This is a genomic window from Rhizobium zaerense, from assembly GCF_051810725.1.
In the GTDB taxonomy this organism is placed as follows: Bacteria; Pseudomonadota; Alphaproteobacteria; order Rhizobiales; family Rhizobiaceae; genus Rhizobium; species Rhizobium leguminosarum_I.
On the sequence record NZ_CM132690.1, the window covers coordinates 3,366,720 to 3,382,391 of the forward strand.

Consider the following 15,672-nt stretch of genomic DNA (forward strand, 5'->3'; position numbering starts at 1 on the left):
ATCCCGTGCCGGAGGATGACTTCACTTGATGCATTATTTGAGACCGGGCGTTCCGTCGAACTTGCGTTCCAGGCCATCCCAGCATTCGAGGTAATCATCCTGTAGCGTTTCAAGCTCGGCTGCGTATCTCGTCAGTTGCTGCGGGTACCGGGTTTCGAACATGAAGGCCATGGTGTGATCGAGCTTCACGGGTTTGAGCTCGGTATTGGATGCCTTTTCGAAGGCGAGCGCATCCGGACCGTGGGGAAGCATCATGTTGTGCAGGCTCATGCCGCCCGGTACGAAGCCCTCCTCCTTGGCGTCATACTGGCCGTGGATCAGGCCCATGAATTCGCTCATGATGTTGCGGTGGTACCAGGGCGGACGAAACGTGTGCTCGGCGACCAGCCAGCGCGGCGGAAAGATCACGAAATCGACATTCGCGGTGCCGGCATCTTCGGTGGGCGCGGTCAGTACCGAAAAGATCGACGGATCGGGATGATCGAAGCGGATGGCGCCGACCGGAGAAAATGTCCGCAGGTCGTATTTGAACGGGGCGTAGTTGCCGTGCCAGGCCACCACATCCAGCGGCGAGTGGCCGATCTCCGTGACATAGAACTTTCCGCACCACTTCACATGGACGCGGCACGGCGTTTCCTTGTCCTCGAATGCGGCGACAGGCGTCTTGAAATCGCGCGGGTTTGCCAGGCAGTTGGCGCCGATCGGCCCGCGGTCCGGCAGTGTGAATTTCGCGCCGTAGTTCTCGCAGATATAGCCACGCCAGACCGTCTGCCCGCCGCCCTTGATAATCTTGAACATCATGCCGCGGGGGATGAGGCATATTTCCAGGGGCTCGACATCCATGATGCCCATTTCGGTGAACACTCTGATGGCGCCGAGCTGCGGCACGATCAGCAATTCACCATCGGCATTGAAGAAGTAATCGTCGACCATGTCCTCATTGAAGACATAGGCATGGGCTGACATGCCCACCTGGGTGGTGGCATCGCCTGCCGACGTGATGGTCCGCACCCCCTCGAGGAATGTCAGTCTCTCCGCGGGTGCGGGAATGGGATCCCAGCGAAGCTGGCCGAGCGGGAGCGAATGTTCGTCGAGACACGGCGCGGTTTTCCAAAGCGGATAGGACGCGTTGGAGAAGCGGCGGGTGTGACGCACGCTCGGGCGGATGCGGTAAAGCCAGGACCTTTCGTTGGTCCCGCGTGGAGCGGTAAACGGCGAGCCGGAAAGCTGCTCCGCATAGAGACCGTAATTGCATTTCTGCGGGCTGTTCTGGCCTTGCGGCAAGGCGCCGGGAAGTGACTCGGTTTCGAAGTCATTGCCGAACCCCGGCATATATTTCAGCTTGTTTGCCGCCGTGGCTTCACCATCCGACGTCTGGATCGATGTCTGGTCCATGCTCACTCCTCCCCGACAACCCGCAGCGCTGCACGTCTGACAAGGCGCGCAACGCTTTAGAGTTTACTCCGCTGCGGTCCCGATGACACCACGCTTGATCTGATCGGCCTCGATCGACTCGAAAAGAGCTCGGAAATTGCCTTCACCGAATCCTTCGTCGCCCTTGCGCTGGATGAATTCGAAGAAGATCGGGCCGATGACCGTCTTGGAGAAAATCTGCAGCAGGATTTTCGTCATGCCGCCATTCACCACACCTTCGCCATCGATGAGGATGCCGTGCTTCTTCATGCGTTCGACCGGTTCGCTGTGGCCGTTCACGCGTTCATAGGACATGTCGTAATAGGTCTCCGGCGGACCCGGCATGAAGCGCAGGCCGTTGTCGGCAAGCCTGTCGGTGGCGTCGTAAATATCCTCCGTTCCAACGGCGATGTGCTGAATGCCCTCGCCCTTGTACTTCTTAAGATATTCCTCGATCTGGCTGGTGTCGTCCTTCGATTCATTCAGCGGAATGCGGATTTTGCCACAGGGCGAGGTGATGGCGCGGCTCACCAGGCCGGTGATGCGGCCATCGATATCGAAGAAGTGGATCTGCTTGAAATTGAACAGGTTGCGGTAAAAATCCCACCACTTGTCCATGTTGCCGCGGAAGACGTTGTGCGTCAGATGGTCGAGATAATAGAAGCCGATGCCTTCAGGATGCGGGTTGCGCTCGCCGAGCCAATCGAACTCGGCCTCGTAAGCCGATCCCTTGGCACCATAGGTCTCGACGAAATAGAGCAGCGAGCCGCCGATGCCGACGATCGCCGGGACGTCGAGCGTCTTGTCGTGCCCTTCATAGGGAACGGCGCCCTTTGACACAGCATGGTCGAAAGCGTGCTTGGCGTCGACGACACGCCAGGCCATCGATGGGGCGCAGGGACCATGATTTGCGACGAAACGCGCGGCATGGCTGCGTGGTTCGGCGTTCAGGATATAGTTGATGTCACCCTGTCGCCAGACGCTGATGTCTTTCGTCTTGTGTTTGGCAACGGCAACGTAGCCCATGCGTGTAAAGAGCTCGCGCAGCGTCTCGGGCTCGGGATGGGCGAATTCGACAAATTCGAAGCCGTCGGTACCGGCCGGATTGTCGGCGGTGATTTCCGAGGGCGGCGCATCATGCGGGAAAGGACCCATTTTCTTTCCTCCAGAGGAGATGGCATTTGATATGCAAAGTGTGGCCCAAAACGCGTGCAAAGTTCTTGCATTCTTTATGCTTCAGGAAGATATTCTGCACGATCCGTGAGTGTTCTAGGGATTTCGCGCAATGGATGAACCGCTCGACAGATTGGACCTGCGCCTGCTTCAGGAACTTCAAAAGGACGGCAGGCTGACGAACAACGAGCTAGGAGAGCGGATTGCGCTTTCACCGTCGCAATGCTCGCGCCGGCGCACAAGATTGGAGGCTGAAGGATATATCCGCAGCTACCGCGCTTACCTTGATCGGCAGAGGCTGGGTCTCGATATGCTGGTGGTCATTTCCGTGACGCTTGCGACCCACAACAGAGACAATGCCCGCCGATTTTCGCAGCTGATCAATGGACTGCCGGAAGTTCTTGAGGCCTATGCGCTGACCGGTGAAATGGATTATCACCTGACGGTGGCGACCCGCGGCCTCGCCGACCTCTCGAAATTCGTCAACGACGTGCTGTTGCCGCACGAGTCGGTGCAGCACGTGAAGACATCGATCGTGCTCGACACGCTGAAGACATTCGAGGGCTTTCCGGTGCTGATGCCGGGACATTGATGGCGACAACACGACATTGATGTCGACGGCATCGCCCTGCGTAAATATCTAAATCAGAGCGGCAGTTCGGTCGAGAATTTCAGCTCGCGCAGCACGAAGCTCGAGACCACCGTGCGCACATGCGGGTTGCGCATGAGATAGCGGGTCATGAAGGCTTCGTAGCTTTCCACATCGCTTGCCCTTATCTTCAGCATGTAGTCGAAAGCGCCGGACAAGGCGTAGCACTCCATGATCTCCGGCCGCTCCAGCACCATCGAAGCGAAAGAGGCGACCGCCTCTTCGTGGTGATCCTCCAGCGTCACATGCGCGATGACGCAGAGTTTGAGATCGAGTTTTCCAGGATCGAGCAGCGTCACCCGCTTGCGGATGACGCCGTCGGCCTCCAGCTCCTGGATCTTCCGCCAGGCCGAACTCTGCGACATGCCGGCCTTTTCCGCCAGGTCGGCCAGCGACAGGCTGCCGTCGGCCTGGACGAGTTGCAGAAGCTTGCGGCGAAAATTCCCAGGTTCTTTCATTTTCTGCACCTCATTCGGGAATATTTGCCACCATTATGGCGATAGGCAGCATGAAAGGAAAGAAAATCCTCCAAACTCGGATCATAATGGCAGCAATAGCGCCGTGCATAGGAGGATCAGCACATGACCAAGGAAAGCAGCTACACCGCCAAACTGCCCGGCCCGGACGGTTTGTATGACTACACACCGGATGAAGATGCGATCTGGGGCGAACTCTACCGGCGTCAAATGACGCTGCTTTCCGATACCGCCTGCCGCGAATATCTGGACGGCGTCAAAATGCTGGGGCTGAAGCCCGACAAGGTGCCTCAGCTTCTCGACGTGAACAGGCGCCTGAACGAGACCACCGGCTTCGGCGTCGAAGGCGTGCCGGCGCTCATTCCGCCCTCGCGCTTTTATGAGCTTCTGTCGCAAGGCAAATTCCCGCTCGCAACCTTCCTGCGCCGTCGCGAGCATATCGACTATATCGAGGAACCGGACCTGTTCCACGAGGTTTTCGGCCACTGCCCCATGCTGACCAACCAGAGCTATGCCAATTTCGTCCGGCATTTTGGCGAAACCGCCGTCCGCCTCGGCAAGGGCTATTCATGGCATCTGTTCCGGATCTTCTGGTTCACCGTCGAATTCGGCCTGATCAACACGCCGCAGGGCCGCCGCTGCTTCGGCGCAGGCATCGTCTCATCTCCTAGCGAAGCGAAGGCGGCCATGGACGGCAAGGCATGCGAATTCCGGCCGTTCGATCTGCTGAGCGTGCTCCGGACGCCCTACCGGATCGATATCCTCCAGCCGATCTATTATGTAATCGACGGCTTCGCCGATCTTGAAGCGATCGTGGAGCAGGATATCGAGGCCACCGTCCTCAAGGCAAAATCGCTGGGTGATTTCGCCCCCGCTTTTGAAGCCAAAGCGTCGTGAGTTCGGATGATAGGCCGGGATCCCTACATAAGAAGCGTTTCGTGGTCGCAAATCAAAGGGCTTGCGACCACGACCTGAATTTGTCAGCCTGGCCACCTCAGTCGTCACTCACGCAGCATTCGAACCGGCCGTAGACTGCTTGGCGAGTAGTTTGACCAGGGCCTGCGCCCCGGCAGTCGAAGAAGCCGGGTTCTGTCCGGTGATCAACCGGCCGTCCGTAATGGCGAAGCTCTGCCAGTTCGGCGCTTTTTCATAGAGTCCGCCGAGCCGCTTCAATTCATCTTCGACCAGGAACGGCACAACGTCGGTGAGTTGAACCTCTTCCTCTTCGCTGTTCGCAAACCCTGTGACGCGTTTACCTTTGACGATCGGCGCGCCGTTATATGTCACCCGATGCAGCACCCCAGGTGCATGGCAGACGGCGGCAACCGGCTTACCGGAATTATAGAAGGACTCGATCAGGGAGATCGGATCCGGGTTGTCGACCAGATCCCACATCGGTCCGTGGCCGCCCGGATAGAATACCGCGTCGAAGTCCTCCGAGCGCATGTCCGCCAGCTTCAAGGTGTTGGCGAAATCCTTCTGCGCCGCTGCGTCCTGCTTGAAGCGAGTCATCGCCTCCGTCTGGTTTTCCGGCAGATCGCTCTTCGGATCGACCGGCGGCTGACCGGCTTTGGGCGAGGCGAGGACGAGTTCAACGCCGGCATCGCGAAAGACATAGTAGGGTGCAGCTCCTTCTTCGAGCCAGAAGCCCGTCTTTCGGCCGGTGCTGCCAAGAATGTCATGGGACGTAAACACCATCAGGATCTTCATCTGTCGACTCCTTCTTGTTCGACCGCAGTCAGAACCGGCTGCGTGAGGAGAAGTATGGCAAGTTTCCGCTCGTACAACAGTTACACCTTGGTATCGGCGATACCTTGGTATTGGCTTCCCTTCGCCCTGCCCCCAAAAATCAAGCGTTGGTAGTCGGCAAGCATCTTGGGGTCTTCGACCGAACCGTGGTGGTGGAGTTGCCGCCAGACGTCGTTCCTTCGAACGAACCAGCGTGTCGTGCGAAAGGCGACATCGAGCCCCTCCTCGGGTGTCTCGCATCGGCCTCTTTCTCGGCCGACAAAGAGGTGCCAGTCTTCTCCGCCCTGGCTCGTGAAGTCGTGGAATACCACCTGCACCTTCGCCTGACCTTGAAAGAGCCTGGAATACCCCTCGGCAATCGCGCCCCAGCCGTGTCGGATTCCGCCGATGGGATTGTCCATGCTCGGAGCTTCGCCCTCGACCCAGACGGCTTCCAGCGCCCTCATGTCGGCAGCGTTGAACGCCCTGTAGAACTCTATGAGCGCGTCTAGAGAACCGTCGCCGGTCTTCGCCTCGTTTCCCGTTATCTCTCGAAGATGCCTCTGCATGTCAGAACCTCTTTCCGTTTGGTTTCAAAGGAGCGCCGGCCTGGGCTGGCTTGCTGAGAATGCGGAAAGAAAAAAGCGGATTCCATTAGACGATGGTGTCGTCAACGCGCGGAGTCGGTTTCCTCCGGTGATCAGCGCTCGGTCTCGCCATCCCACCCAAAGGTATCGGCGACACCTTGGTACAATAGGCGGCGACCGTTTTTGGCGAGATGCTCCTGGCAGAACGGCAACGGAGACGTCGAAACCGTTCCCGGCTGAAGGCCGGATCAGCACACAACTCGCGATCGAGGCAGCGCCCGGCCATTGGTGGTGGGCGGCTGATCGATGCGTCCCAGTAACGGAGGCGAAAATGAGCCTGCACAAGACAGTGGTGATCACCGGCGCATCCCAAGGGATCGGCGCCGGCCTCGTGAAGACCTTCCTCGATAAGGGATACAATGTCGTCGGGACGTCGAGACGCATCAGCGAGACGAGCGCGTTGGAGCGCAATGACAGGCTGGCGTTGATCGACGGCGATGTCGCCGATCCGGAGACCGCCGAGCGTGTGGCGCAGCGGGCCGTCGAGCGGTTCGGGTCGATCGACGCGCTGGTCAATAACGCCGGCATCTTCGTCACCAAGCCTTTCCTCGACTACACGATCGATGACTTTCGGCGCCTCACAGCGACCAACGTCGAAGGCTTCCTTCACTTCACCAAGTCCGCTGTCAGGCAGATGCTTCGCCAGAAGTCGGGAGGAAGCGTCGTCACCATCACGTCGTCGTTGACGGATCATCCGATCGCCGGCGTGACGGCGTCCGTGCCGATGATCACGAAAGGCGGCCTCAATGCCATCACCAAGAGCCTGGCGCTGGAATTTGCCAGAGATAACATCCGGGTCAATGCGGTGTCGCCGGGTGTGGTCGATACGCCGCTGCATGCGACGAACCCAAAAGATTATCTCAAATCGCTTTCGCCGATGGGAACGATCACGGCCGTCCAGGAGATCGTCGACGGCGTCGTGTATCTGACCGAGTCAGCGAATATCACCGGGGAGGTGCTGCACGTCGACAACGGCGCACATTTGGGAAAATGGTAGGCCGCGACCCGGAGGGGCGCCTGCAGGAACTGGGGATCGTGCTGCCTCCCCCGCCGACGCCTTTCGGCGCCTATGTCGAGGCGATCCAGTCAGGGCCGCTGCTGTTCCTGAGCGGCATGCTTCCGGTGATTGGCCACGATCCCGTCTACTTCGGGCGGGTCGGCGAGGAGCTATCGACCCTTCAAGGCTATGATGCCGCGCGCACCGCCTGCCTCAGCGGCATCGCGGCCGCGAGGTCGCACCTGGGATCGTTGAACTCGGTTCGTCGTATTTCCAAGCTCGGCGTCTATATCGCGACATCCCACGCGTTCCGCGAACATCCGAAGGTGGCAGACGGCGCCTCCGAGCTTCTGCTCGACATCTTCGGAGCGGAAAGGATTCCGCCGCGTATCGTTCTCGGCGTCACCAGCATCCCGCTCGGAATGCCCGTCGAAATCGAACTCATTCTTGAAATTGAGCCCTAGCGGAGGAATTCGCTGACCAAGCCCAGACATGGAGACAATCATGACACTCACATCATCGAAAAGGTTGCGGCCCCGACGCGCTCTCGCCGTCGTCGCCGCGTCATCCACGTTTCTGACAGCCTCGGCGGTCCTGATGCTGCCGGCGCTTGCGCTCTCCGGCCAGTCGCCACTCAAGCCGGACAGCACGCTACAATCAAAGCCCGGGTCCGAAACACCACACAAATCCCAGATCAAAGTGGACAGGCGGACGCCTGCCTATTGGCGGGTGACATTCGACAACCCTCCGTTCAATATATTCGGTCCGGAGACCATTCCGCAGCTCGAGAAGGTTATCGCCGACATCGAGACCGATCCGAAACTCAGGGTCGTCGTGTTCGACAGCGACGTGCCGGGCTTCTTTCTGACCCATTACAATTTCACGCCGCCTCTGGAGGAGTCGACGAGCCTTCCCTCAGGGCGCACCGGCCTTCATCCGCTTCCCGACATGCTGGTGCGATTGAGCAAGGCGCCGGTCGTATCGATCGCTTTGATCCGTGGGCGCGCCACCGGGGTCGGAAGCGAGCTCGCCCTGGCAAGCGACATGCGCTTTGCGAGCCGGGAAAAGGCCATTCTATCACAATGGGAGGTCGGCGCCGGCTTCGTCCCGGGCGGCGGCCCCATGGCACGGCTTCCCAGGCTGATGGGCCGAGGGCGCGCGCTTGAAGTCCTGCTCGGATCCGACGACATCAACGGCGAACTGGCCGAGCAGTATGGTTACGTGAACCGCTCGTTCGCAGACGACAAGCTCGATCCCTTCGTCAACTCGCTTGCAGCGCGCATCTCTGGATTTGACCGGGGAGCCATCGCGGATACGAAACGGCTGGTCGATTTCGCCAGCCTGCCGACCGACCCGGAAATCGGTGCCGGCTGGGACGCCTTCATTTCTTCGGTCCAGCGCCCCATCGCGCAAAAGAACATCGGCAGGTTGATGGAGATGGGCCTGCAGACGAACCCCGACGTCGAGTCCAGGCTCGGCCATTACACGCAGACTTTGGCCGACAAGTAGGCTGAAGAGACCGCAATATTCGGTAACGGTGTCCCTGTGATGCCACAGAATCCACTTCACGGGCATCGCAGGCCTTGGCTCGCGAGCCTGCACATCACCATGAACAACGGAGAAATGACATGCGCAGCGTTGAGAACCAGATCGTCGATTCAAGCTTTTCCGCCATCATCAATGCCCCGATCGAGAAGATCGACATTCCTCAATGGTGCTTCGCCTTATCCGAGAAGGACTATCAGGGTTGCTCTCCAGCCCACATCACGGCTGGCTTCACCACGACGCCGGACGGCAGACGGATGTCGATCAATGTCGAGACCATCGGCGGCAGTCTGATGGTCCAGCATTATGTCGAGACGCTCGGCGAGAGGGATCATCTGATCCTCGACTCCGACTCGGACGTGTTCACACCGTCGGGACGTACAACCATCCATGTGACCTGGGAACTAAGCGCCAAGAGGCTCGATGACGCGAAATGCGAGTTCACCAACCGCGTCAGGTCCTACGCTACTGACGAGATGCTTGCCTTCCTCGACCGCCAGGGGATTCCATTCGACATCTTCCGGACGCAACGCCAGCCGATGTCCATTGCCCATAACAAGGGCGAGACGCCGCTTTTCGCCGCAAGCATAGAGCGCGCCGCGCTTCGCAACGACTGATCACCTAAATCCAGTTGCCGCACGGAGAGCACCATGAAACCTCTATCATATGATCCAAATAATACCGGCCTCGTGGTCGTCGACCCCTACAATGACTTCATTTCCGAGGGCGGAAAGATCTGGCCTCGGATCAAGGACGTGGCGGAAGCGAACAACTGCGTGCCACACATGCAGCAGGTCCTGTCCGCAGCGCGTGCTGCGAAGCTTCGCATCTTTTTCGCCATGCATCGCCGGTACCGGGAAGGCGATTATGAGAACTGGAAATTCGTGGCGCCGATCCAGCGCGCTGCGTGGCACCGTAAAAGTTTCGAGTTAGGGACCTGGGGCGGAGAATTCCGTGCCGAGTTCGTTCCGGCCAAAGGCGAGATCGTCGCCTCGGAGCACTGGTGTTCAAGCGGATTTGCCAACACCGATCTCGATTTGCAGCTGAAGCGACACGGCATCGAGAGGATCATCGTCATCGGGCTGGTCGCTCACACCTGCATCGAAGCCACGGTCCGCTTTGCCGCCGAACTCGGCTACGACGTCACGGTGGTAAGGGACGCCGTTGCCGACTACTCGCACGAGATGATGCACGCGGCGTTGGAAATCAACATGCCCAACTACGCCAGCGCCATCGTGAATACGAGCGATGTTGTTGAAGCGCTTGCAGCGTGACAGGCACGTCGCGCGGCGCCAAAGCGGCCCTCTGCGGACACACTCCGCCGAGGGCGAGCGCACGCCTTAAGTGTGAACAAAGGCGCTTGGTCTGTTCTGTCGGACAAACGAAGGCGTTTCTTGCGTGCGGACATCACAGGCGTTCGGCACGGCCTTCATCGACCATCGCCGATTATCGCAGCAACGATCGAACCGACACCATGGGACAATGGACGGCCGCACTGGGCTGACGCATCGTTCGCTGCGTCAAGGGCAATGCCCATCACGCTCATTACGGGAGAATTGAAAATGTCCATCCAGGAACCCAACAGGACTGCCGCAGAGAAGGTGCATGACGTCGACATGAAGCTCGAAGTCGTGGTTATTCCGGTTTCCGACGTCGATCGCGCAAAGGCCTTCTACACCGGGCTTGGCTGGAGGCTGGACGCCGACGTTTCCGGCGCGAGCGGGTTCCGGGTGGTTCAGGTGACGCCGCCTGGCTCGCCGTGCTCGGTGATCTTCGGCAGCGGCGTCACTTCCGCCAAGCCGGGTTCCGCGCAAGGCCTTCATCTGATCGTTTCCGACATCGAGATGGCTCACGCGGCGCTGGCCGCCCGAGGTGCCGCGATGAGCGGTGTCTTTCATGATGTCGGCGGCGTTTTCCATCATCAGGACGACGAGGGTCGTCTTGCTGGACCGCATCCAACTCGCGGGAGCTACTCATCTTTCGCATCGTTCAGCGATCCCGATGGAAACGGCTGGCTCTTCCAGGAGGTGACGGCCAGGCTGCCAGGGCGCATCGACGCCACCGGCGCGGCATTCTCATCGGAGAGCGACCTTGCAAGCGCCTTGCGCCGTGCCGCGGCTGCCCACGGCGAACACGAGAAGCGCACCGGCGGCAATCATGATGAGAACTGGCCGGACTGGTATGCGCAGTACATGATCGCCGAGCGCTCAGGACGGCCGTTGCCCGACTGATGGCTCATTTTGTACTGCCGACATGTGCCATGGGAGCCTTCGAAGAGTGCTTCCGGCTGCTGAGAGCAAGGCCGCAGCAACTGTTGCGATCGAACCTGGATTGGGGCCGCCATCTGCGATGATGGCGGCCTTTTCTTTTGCCATGTTCGAACTCCCCGTTCCAATGGAACATCGGGCGCGGCCTCGCCCAGTTCGCTCGAATTTTAGCCGACCGGACGAGCGAGAGATGCCCGCTTTGATGACGACATCAACGAGCCTCGTTGCTCCCAATGTCGGCCTGTTCGACACGCTCCAAAGGCCCTTTTTGCCATCCGTATTCGGAACCGATCCAATGGTATCGGCAACACCTTGGTGCAATAGAACCTCACTTCCGCACATGAGAGCTTTGGCGCGTCGAAATTCTGAACCCAGGAGACCCCCATGTCATCCATCTCATCCCCAGTCACTCGCCGCACTCTTTTGGCAACCGCCGCGGCCGCGGGCGCGCTCAGCATCCTTCCAGCCTCAATCGCCCTAGCCAAAGCCGGTGGAGAGGAAATTCGTCCCTTCACATACAAGGCAACCGATGCCCAACTCGACGATCTCCGTCGCCGCATCGAAGCAACGCGCTTTCCGGAGCGCGAGATCGTCAATGACAATACCCAGGGCGTTCAGTCCGCGACCATCGAAAAGCTCGCCAGGTATTGGGCCAAGGACTATGACTGGCGAAAGGTCGAAGCCAGGCTGAACGCCCTGCCCCAGTTCACCACCAAGATCGACGGAGTGGACATCCACTTCATCCATGTGAAGGCCAAGCGCGACGGCACCTTGCCCATCATAGTGACACATGGATGGCCGGGGTCGATCATCGAGCAGATGAAGATCATCGAGCCCCTTACCAATCCGACTGCACACGGCGGCTCGGCGTCGGACGCTTTCGACGTCGTCATCCCTTCAATTCCGGGCTACGGCTTTTCCGGAAAGCCGACCGAAAGGGGCTGGGATCCCATCCGGATCGCGCATGCCTGGATCGAACTCATGAAACGCCTCGGCTACTCGAAATATGTCGCTCAAGGCGGCGACTGGGGCGACGCCGTGACTGAGCAGATGGCACTGATCGCCCCGCCGGAACTGGTCGGCATCCACGTTAATATGCCGGCCACCGTTCCGGAAGATATCGCCGCCGCGCTCGGGCCGGGAGGCACCAAGCCTGCAGGACTGTCGGCCGACGAGGAACACGCCTACAACCAGCTCGATGACTTCTACAAGCATGGGCTCGGCTACGCGATCGAAATGGCAAACCGTCCGCAGACCTTGGTCGGGATCGCGGATTCACCCGTCGGCCTTGCCGCGTGGATGATCGATCACGATATCCGGAGCTACGAGGTGATCGCCCGCGTCTTCGACGGCGAGACGGAAGGCCTGACACGAGAGGATATCCTTGACAACGTGACCCTCTACTGGCTCACGAACACGGCCGTCTCGTCGGCACGCCTTTACTGGGAGAACAAGCTTGAATTCTTCGCTGTGAAGAATGTCAAGATTCCAGTGGCGGTCAGCGTATTTCCCGACGAAATCTATGCGGCGCCCCGGAGCTGGACCGAGCGGGCCTACCCGAACCTGATACACTACAACAGGCTCGCGAAGGGCGGGCACTTCGCAGCTTGGGAGCAGACGGCGGTGTTCTGCCAAGAGCTTCGCACTGCGTTCCGTTCAGTCAGAACGTAAACCCATTTCAGACGCCTGCCTGGTCGCCGGTTTTCCGGCGGCCTTGCTCCATGTGTTGAACATGGACGTGGGTCCATATCTGATTTCGGTTGCGACGCAGGGACTGTCGTGCAGCGATTTTCGGCTTTCGTTTCAGCCCAGACCGTCGATCAGCATCTTTGCTCGTGACAGTTTGACGCTGGAAAATCCTTCCGTGAACTGCTGGTAGATCGGAAGGAGGATATTGCGAGCCGATCCACCTCCACCATTGCGATCGAGGAACTCGACCAGGCTGGTTCCTGCTGAAATTTGCCAGTAAATTCCGCCTTGCGTAGAGGCCTGGTGCATTGCCTGTTGGTACAAGCTTTGGACATCAGAGGCGTTGCTGATATCCTGGGTGGCTAATATCTCGCCCTTCTTTCTCAAAATCTCGGGCACCATCCACCGATAGCCTTTTTGCTCTGAAAAATGCAGAGCATTTCCGATTTCCTGAAGCGCCTCATCGAAACGACCGGCTGCCTGCAACGCAGACGCCAGCTCGCATAAGAAAAAAGGATAAAAAAGCAGGTAGGCGGCTTCACGCATTTCACCAATGCCGGATCGAAGCGCGTCAATTCCATTCATAGGATCGCCCGATCGAGCCGCCAGACTTCCCTTCACGCATAGGCCAACCGCGTGAAAAGGGCGCAGGCCATGCTGCAACGCGTGGTCGAGCAACTCTTCGCCGTATTCCTTGGCTCGATGCACCTCGTCAAGGCTTAGTGAAACGAAGGCAGCCGACCACGCGAGAGCAACACATACGACGAATGGCTGCCTTGTTTCGCGTGCTTCCCGGATCGACTCCTCAGCCGTTCGAACCGCCGCGTCCAACTGACCGCGTGAGATCAGGTTCACCGTGTTGTGGGCCATGGCGGACGTCCGAACGTCGGCACCCAGCCTCAGCATATCTTTGCGGCGATTGTCGAAGGGGAAATGCCTCGCCGCCCAATCAAGCCGTTCGCCAGCTTCCTGGTGCTCCGCCTGATAAGTTTGAGGGATTCCCACCAGCCATGCGGCCGTAGCCCGGGACTGTATGTCTCGTCCCTTGACGACGTGCTCGTATTCACGCGCAAACACCAGCGCGTCTTCCAATTCCATCGATCGGGCGGAGAACAGCCAAAGTGCGCATGTCACGCGCTGCTGGTAATCAAAGTCATCGAATGCCTTTGCCAGCGACAAGGCACCGGTCAGCACGTCCCTGCCGCGATGGCTCATGCCCCGGGTGTAAATCAGCGCAGATCCGAGAGCGCATCGCAGGACCATCTCGGTGCGGCTTCCGCTCTCCTCGCCGATCTGTTCGAGCGCTTTTTCCGCCCAGTCGCCCGCCTCGGAAACGAGCGACATGGCAGTCCAGAAGTCGCTCGTGGTGGCGGCGAGCCTTGCGCCCAGAATTCCGTCCCCATCGGGCGAGAGAGCCCATCTCAGCGCGGCACGCAGATTGTCGATCTCCCGGCGATAGCGAGCAATATCTTCGATCGCAGCCTGAAGATGGCTTTCCTCTGAAAACGGCTGAAAGAACGACAGAAAGTACTTCGCCAGCCGACGCATGGCGCGTTGGTAGTGGTCGCGGACCCCGAGCTTTTCGCGCGCGTAGACTCGCACGGTTTCGAGGAGACGCCAGCGAGGACCTGTTTCCGCTCCTTCGAATGTCACCAGAGACTTCGAGACGAGATTAGAAATAGCCAGAGCCGTTTCCGCCTCGGTTTCCCCACTCACCGCCACGGCGGCATCCAGTGTAAAGCCGGCCGGGAAGATCGCCAGATTGCAAAGCAGCTGGCGTTCGGCTTCCGGCAGCAATTCATAGCTCCAGTCCAGCGCCGCGCGGAGTGTCTGATGGCGAGGCAGAGCGGTCCTACGTCCGCCGGTGAGAAGTACAAATCGGTCATCCAACCGACCAGCGATCTGTTGGAGGCCCAAGGTCGCAGCGCGAGCTGCGGCAAATTCGATGGCAAGGGGAATTCCATCGAGATGCCGACATATCGACGCGATGGCAGACAGCCTTTCCTCGCTTGGCGAAAAATCCCATAGCAAGGCCCGGGTGCGAGCAATGAAGAGCTGGACCGCACTATGTTCCAGAGCGTTGCCGAGATCCTCGCTCGCCGGAACCTCGAGCGGGGGCACGCGATAAGCGAATTCGCCCTCGATACGGAGAAGCTCTCGGCTTGTCGCGAGCACCGATACGTTCTGGCAAGCACGCACGATCGCCTCGACCATAGCGGCGGCGGCGTCGATGACGTGTTCGCAATTGTCGATCACCAACAACATCTTCTTCGTGCCGATGGCGCGGGCCACCAGCTCTGCGGAAATGTCGTCTCCCTGAAGATGCAAATCGAGGGCTTGAGCCAGCGTTGTGGGAACGAGGCCCGGATCCGACAGGGATACAAGTTCGACGAAGAAGGCGTTGCCGTCCAGCGATGGCAGCAAACGACGGGCGATTTCCGATGCAAGTACGGTCTTTCCGATACCGCCGGGGCCGGTCAGCGTCACAACTCGGTAGGCAGAAGTCAGGTTCAGGACTTGGGTAATCGTCGTCTCGCGGCCTACCAGATCAGACGTCGAGGCCGGAATATTCGTAAAGAACGAATTCTCAGTCGACCGCGGTTGGATAGCGGGCGTCGGCATCGGCGCGTGTGCCGGTTTACGATGGCACGTCCACTCGCCAAGGATACGATAGCCTCGACCAGAAATGGTCTTCAGCAAATTCCTATCTTTTCCGAGCGCCTTGCGAATTGCCGATATGTGAACTTGAATCGTATTGTCTTCGACGATGAGTCCGGGCCAGACACGCTTCATAAGGTCGTCTTTGGATACAATATCGCCTTCCGAAACCACAAGTGTTTCCAGGATTTCGAAGGCCCGACTGCCAATGGGTACTGGCGCTCCCATGGCACGCAGCTCTCGCTTCGCGAGGTCAAGCTCCCAACCGCAGAACTCGAAAAGGCCTAGCTCGATCTGTCCCAAAGCGCTCTCTCATCCATCCAGGCAATGGTATTTAGGACCATAAAGCCACAGGAACGCCCCCTATTCCAAGGGCACAGGGCCGCGCTCCAAAGCAGCGATTCAGATTTTTTCAGAAACTCTCATAGCA

At 59.1% G+C, this 15,672-nt stretch carries 15 protein-coding genes; 9 read left to right on the forward strand and 6 right to left on the reverse strand.

What is annotated here, in order from left to right; all coding sequences use genetic code 11:
• Positions 1-33: 33 nt before the first annotated feature.
• A complete protein-coding gene (hmgA, locus tag ACS4RR_RS16375) occupies positions 34-1,395 on the reverse strand; it encodes a homogentisate 1,2-dioxygenase (protein ID WP_170258126.1) in 1,362 nt (453 codons plus the stop codon).
• A 63-nt stretch (positions 1,396-1,458) separates the two neighbouring features.
• Complete coding sequence (gene hppD / locus ACS4RR_RS16380; protein WP_170258125.1) at positions 1,459-2,568, reverse strand: 4-hydroxyphenylpyruvate dioxygenase; 1,110 nt, start codon at positions 2,566-2,568, stop codon at positions 1,459-1,461.
• 130 nt (positions 2,569-2,698) lie between these two features.
• Between hppD and ACS4RR_RS16385 the strand changes: the two genes are divergently transcribed.
• The gene (locus ACS4RR_RS16385) at positions 2,699-3,178 is read left to right on the forward strand and encodes an Lrp/AsnC family transcriptional regulator (RefSeq protein ID WP_162118406.1); all 480 of its coding nucleotides are present in this window, start codon (positions 2,699-2,701) and stop codon (positions 3,176-3,178) included.
• A 53-nt stretch (positions 3,179-3,231) separates the two neighbouring features.
• On the opposite strand, the gene ACS4RR_RS16390 is transcribed toward ACS4RR_RS16385, so the two are convergent.
• Positions 3,232-3,693, reverse strand: a complete 462-nt coding sequence (locus tag ACS4RR_RS16390; RefSeq protein ID WP_012757075.1) for an Lrp/AsnC family transcriptional regulator — start codon at positions 3,691-3,693, stop codon at positions 3,232-3,234.
• A gap of 123 nt (positions 3,694-3,816) precedes the next feature.
• On the opposite strand from ACS4RR_RS16390, the gene ACS4RR_RS16395 reads away from it, so the two are divergent.
• Positions 3,817-4,608 (forward strand): phenylalanine 4-monooxygenase, encoded by a 792-nt coding sequence (locus ACS4RR_RS16395; protein ID WP_170258124.1) that lies wholly within the window; start codon positions 3,817-3,819, stop codon positions 4,606-4,608.
• 108 nt (positions 4,609-4,716) lie between these two features.
• On the opposite strand, the gene ACS4RR_RS16400 is transcribed toward ACS4RR_RS16395, so the two are convergent.
• The gene (locus ACS4RR_RS16400; RefSeq protein ID WP_456189035.1) at positions 4,717-5,421 is read right to left on the reverse strand and encodes a type 1 glutamine amidotransferase domain-containing protein; all 705 of its coding nucleotides are present in this window, start codon (positions 5,419-5,421) and stop codon (positions 4,717-4,719) included.
• Between the two features lie 80 nt (positions 5,422-5,501).
• Complete coding sequence (locus tag ACS4RR_RS16405) at positions 5,502-6,008, reverse strand: YybH family protein (protein ID WP_162118403.1); 507 nt, start codon at positions 6,006-6,008, stop codon at positions 5,502-5,504.
• Between the two features lie 349 nt (positions 6,009-6,357).
• Here ACS4RR_RS16405 and ACS4RR_RS16410 point away from each other — a divergent pair, with 349 nt between their 5' ends.
• The 7 genes from ACS4RR_RS16410 to ACS4RR_RS16440 all read left to right on the forward strand — a co-directional run bounded on the left by ACS4RR_RS16410 (position 6,358) and on the right by ACS4RR_RS16440 (position 12,566).
• Positions 6,358-7,083 (forward strand): SDR family NAD(P)-dependent oxidoreductase, encoded by a 726-nt coding sequence (locus ACS4RR_RS16410; protein WP_170258123.1) that lies wholly within the window; start codon positions 6,358-6,360, stop codon positions 7,081-7,083.
• Positions 7,077-7,547 carry a RidA family protein gene (locus ACS4RR_RS16415; protein WP_162118401.1) on the forward strand — a complete coding sequence of 157 codons (471 nt, stop codon included), beginning with the start codon at positions 7,077-7,079 and terminating at the stop codon, positions 7,545-7,547. Before ACS4RR_RS16410 ends, ACS4RR_RS16415 begins: the two co-directional genes overlap by 7 nt.
• A 40-nt stretch (positions 7,548-7,587) precedes the next feature.
• Complete coding sequence (locus tag ACS4RR_RS16420; RefSeq protein ID WP_260058193.1) at positions 7,588-8,592, forward strand: enoyl-CoA hydratase/isomerase family protein; 1,005 nt, start codon at positions 7,588-7,590, stop codon at positions 8,590-8,592.
• 119 nt (positions 8,593-8,711) lie between these two features.
• Positions 8,712-9,245 carry a hypothetical protein gene (locus ACS4RR_RS16425; protein WP_162118399.1) on the forward strand — a complete coding sequence of 178 codons (534 nt, stop codon included), beginning with the start codon at positions 8,712-8,714 and terminating at the stop codon, positions 9,243-9,245.
• Positions 9,246-9,278: 33 nt separating this feature from the next.
• On the forward strand, positions 9,279-9,902 hold the full coding sequence (locus ACS4RR_RS16430) for a cysteine hydrolase family protein (RefSeq protein ID WP_456189036.1): 624 nt from the start codon (positions 9,279-9,281) through the stop codon (positions 9,900-9,902).
• Between the two features lie 288 nt (positions 9,903-10,190).
• Positions 10,191-10,859, forward strand: coding sequence for a VOC family protein (locus ACS4RR_RS16435; RefSeq protein WP_222290471.1), 669 nt, complete (start codon positions 10,191-10,193; stop codon positions 10,857-10,859).
• Between the two features lie 420 nt (positions 10,860-11,279).
• A complete protein-coding gene (locus ACS4RR_RS16440) occupies positions 11,280-12,566 on the forward strand; it encodes an epoxide hydrolase family protein (protein ID WP_260110673.1) in 1,287 nt (428 codons plus the stop codon).
• 132 nt (positions 12,567-12,698) lie between these two features.
• On the opposite strand, the gene ACS4RR_RS16445 is transcribed toward ACS4RR_RS16440, so the two are convergent.
• Positions 12,699-15,545, reverse strand: coding sequence for an ATP-binding protein (locus ACS4RR_RS16445; RefSeq protein WP_456189037.1), 2,847 nt, complete (start codon positions 15,543-15,545; stop codon positions 12,699-12,701).
• Positions 15,546-15,672 lie beyond the last annotated feature (127 nt).

Excerpts from the sequence above, each read along its gene's own strand:
- ACS4RR_RS16405 (WP_162118403.1), bottom strand. The coding sequence starts at position 6,008 with ATGCAGAGGCATCTTCGAGAGATAACGGGAAACGAGGCGAAGACCGGC.
- ACS4RR_RS16395 (WP_170258124.1), top strand. The coding sequence starts at position 3,817 with ATGACCAAGGAAAGCAGCTACACCGCCAAACTGCCCGGCCCGGACGGT.
- ACS4RR_RS16385 (WP_162118406.1), top strand. The coding sequence starts at position 2,699 with ATGGATGAACCGCTCGACAGATTGGACCTGCGCCTGCTTCAGGAACTT.
- ACS4RR_RS16390 (WP_012757075.1), bottom strand. The coding sequence starts at position 3,693 with ATGAAAGAACCTGGGAATTTTCGCCGCAAGCTTCTGCAACTCGTCCAG.
- ACS4RR_RS16430 (WP_456189036.1), top strand. The coding sequence starts at position 9,279 with ATGAAACCTCTATCATATGATCCAAATAATACCGGCCTCGTGGTCGTC.
- ACS4RR_RS16410 (WP_170258123.1), top strand. The coding sequence starts at position 6,358 with ATGAGCCTGCACAAGACAGTGGTGATCACCGGCGCATCCCAAGGGATC.
- ACS4RR_RS16415 (WP_162118401.1), top strand. The coding sequence starts at position 7,077 with ATGGTAGGCCGCGACCCGGAGGGGCGCCTGCAGGAACTGGGGATCGTG.
- ACS4RR_RS16420 (WP_260058193.1), top strand. The coding sequence starts at position 7,588 with ATGACACTCACATCATCGAAAAGGTTGCGGCCCCGACGCGCTCTCGCC.
- ACS4RR_RS16425 (WP_162118399.1), top strand. The coding sequence starts at position 8,712 with ATGCGCAGCGTTGAGAACCAGATCGTCGATTCAAGCTTTTCCGCCATC.
- ACS4RR_RS16400 (WP_456189035.1), bottom strand. The coding sequence starts at position 5,421 with ATGAAGATCCTGATGGTGTTTACGTCCCATGACATTCTTGGCAGCACC.
- ACS4RR_RS16440 (WP_260110673.1), top strand. The coding sequence starts at position 11,280 with ATGTCATCCATCTCATCCCCAGTCACTCGCCGCACTCTTTTGGCAACC.
- ACS4RR_RS16435 (WP_222290471.1), top strand. The coding sequence starts at position 10,191 with ATGTCCATCCAGGAACCCAACAGGACTGCCGCAGAGAAGGTGCATGAC.
- hppD (WP_170258125.1), bottom strand. The coding sequence starts at position 2,568 with ATGGGTCCTTTCCCGCATGATGCGCCGCCCTCGGAAATCACCGCCGAC.
- hmgA (WP_170258126.1), bottom strand. The coding sequence starts at position 1,395 with ATGGACCAGACATCGATCCAGACGTCGGATGGTGAAGCCACGGCGGCA.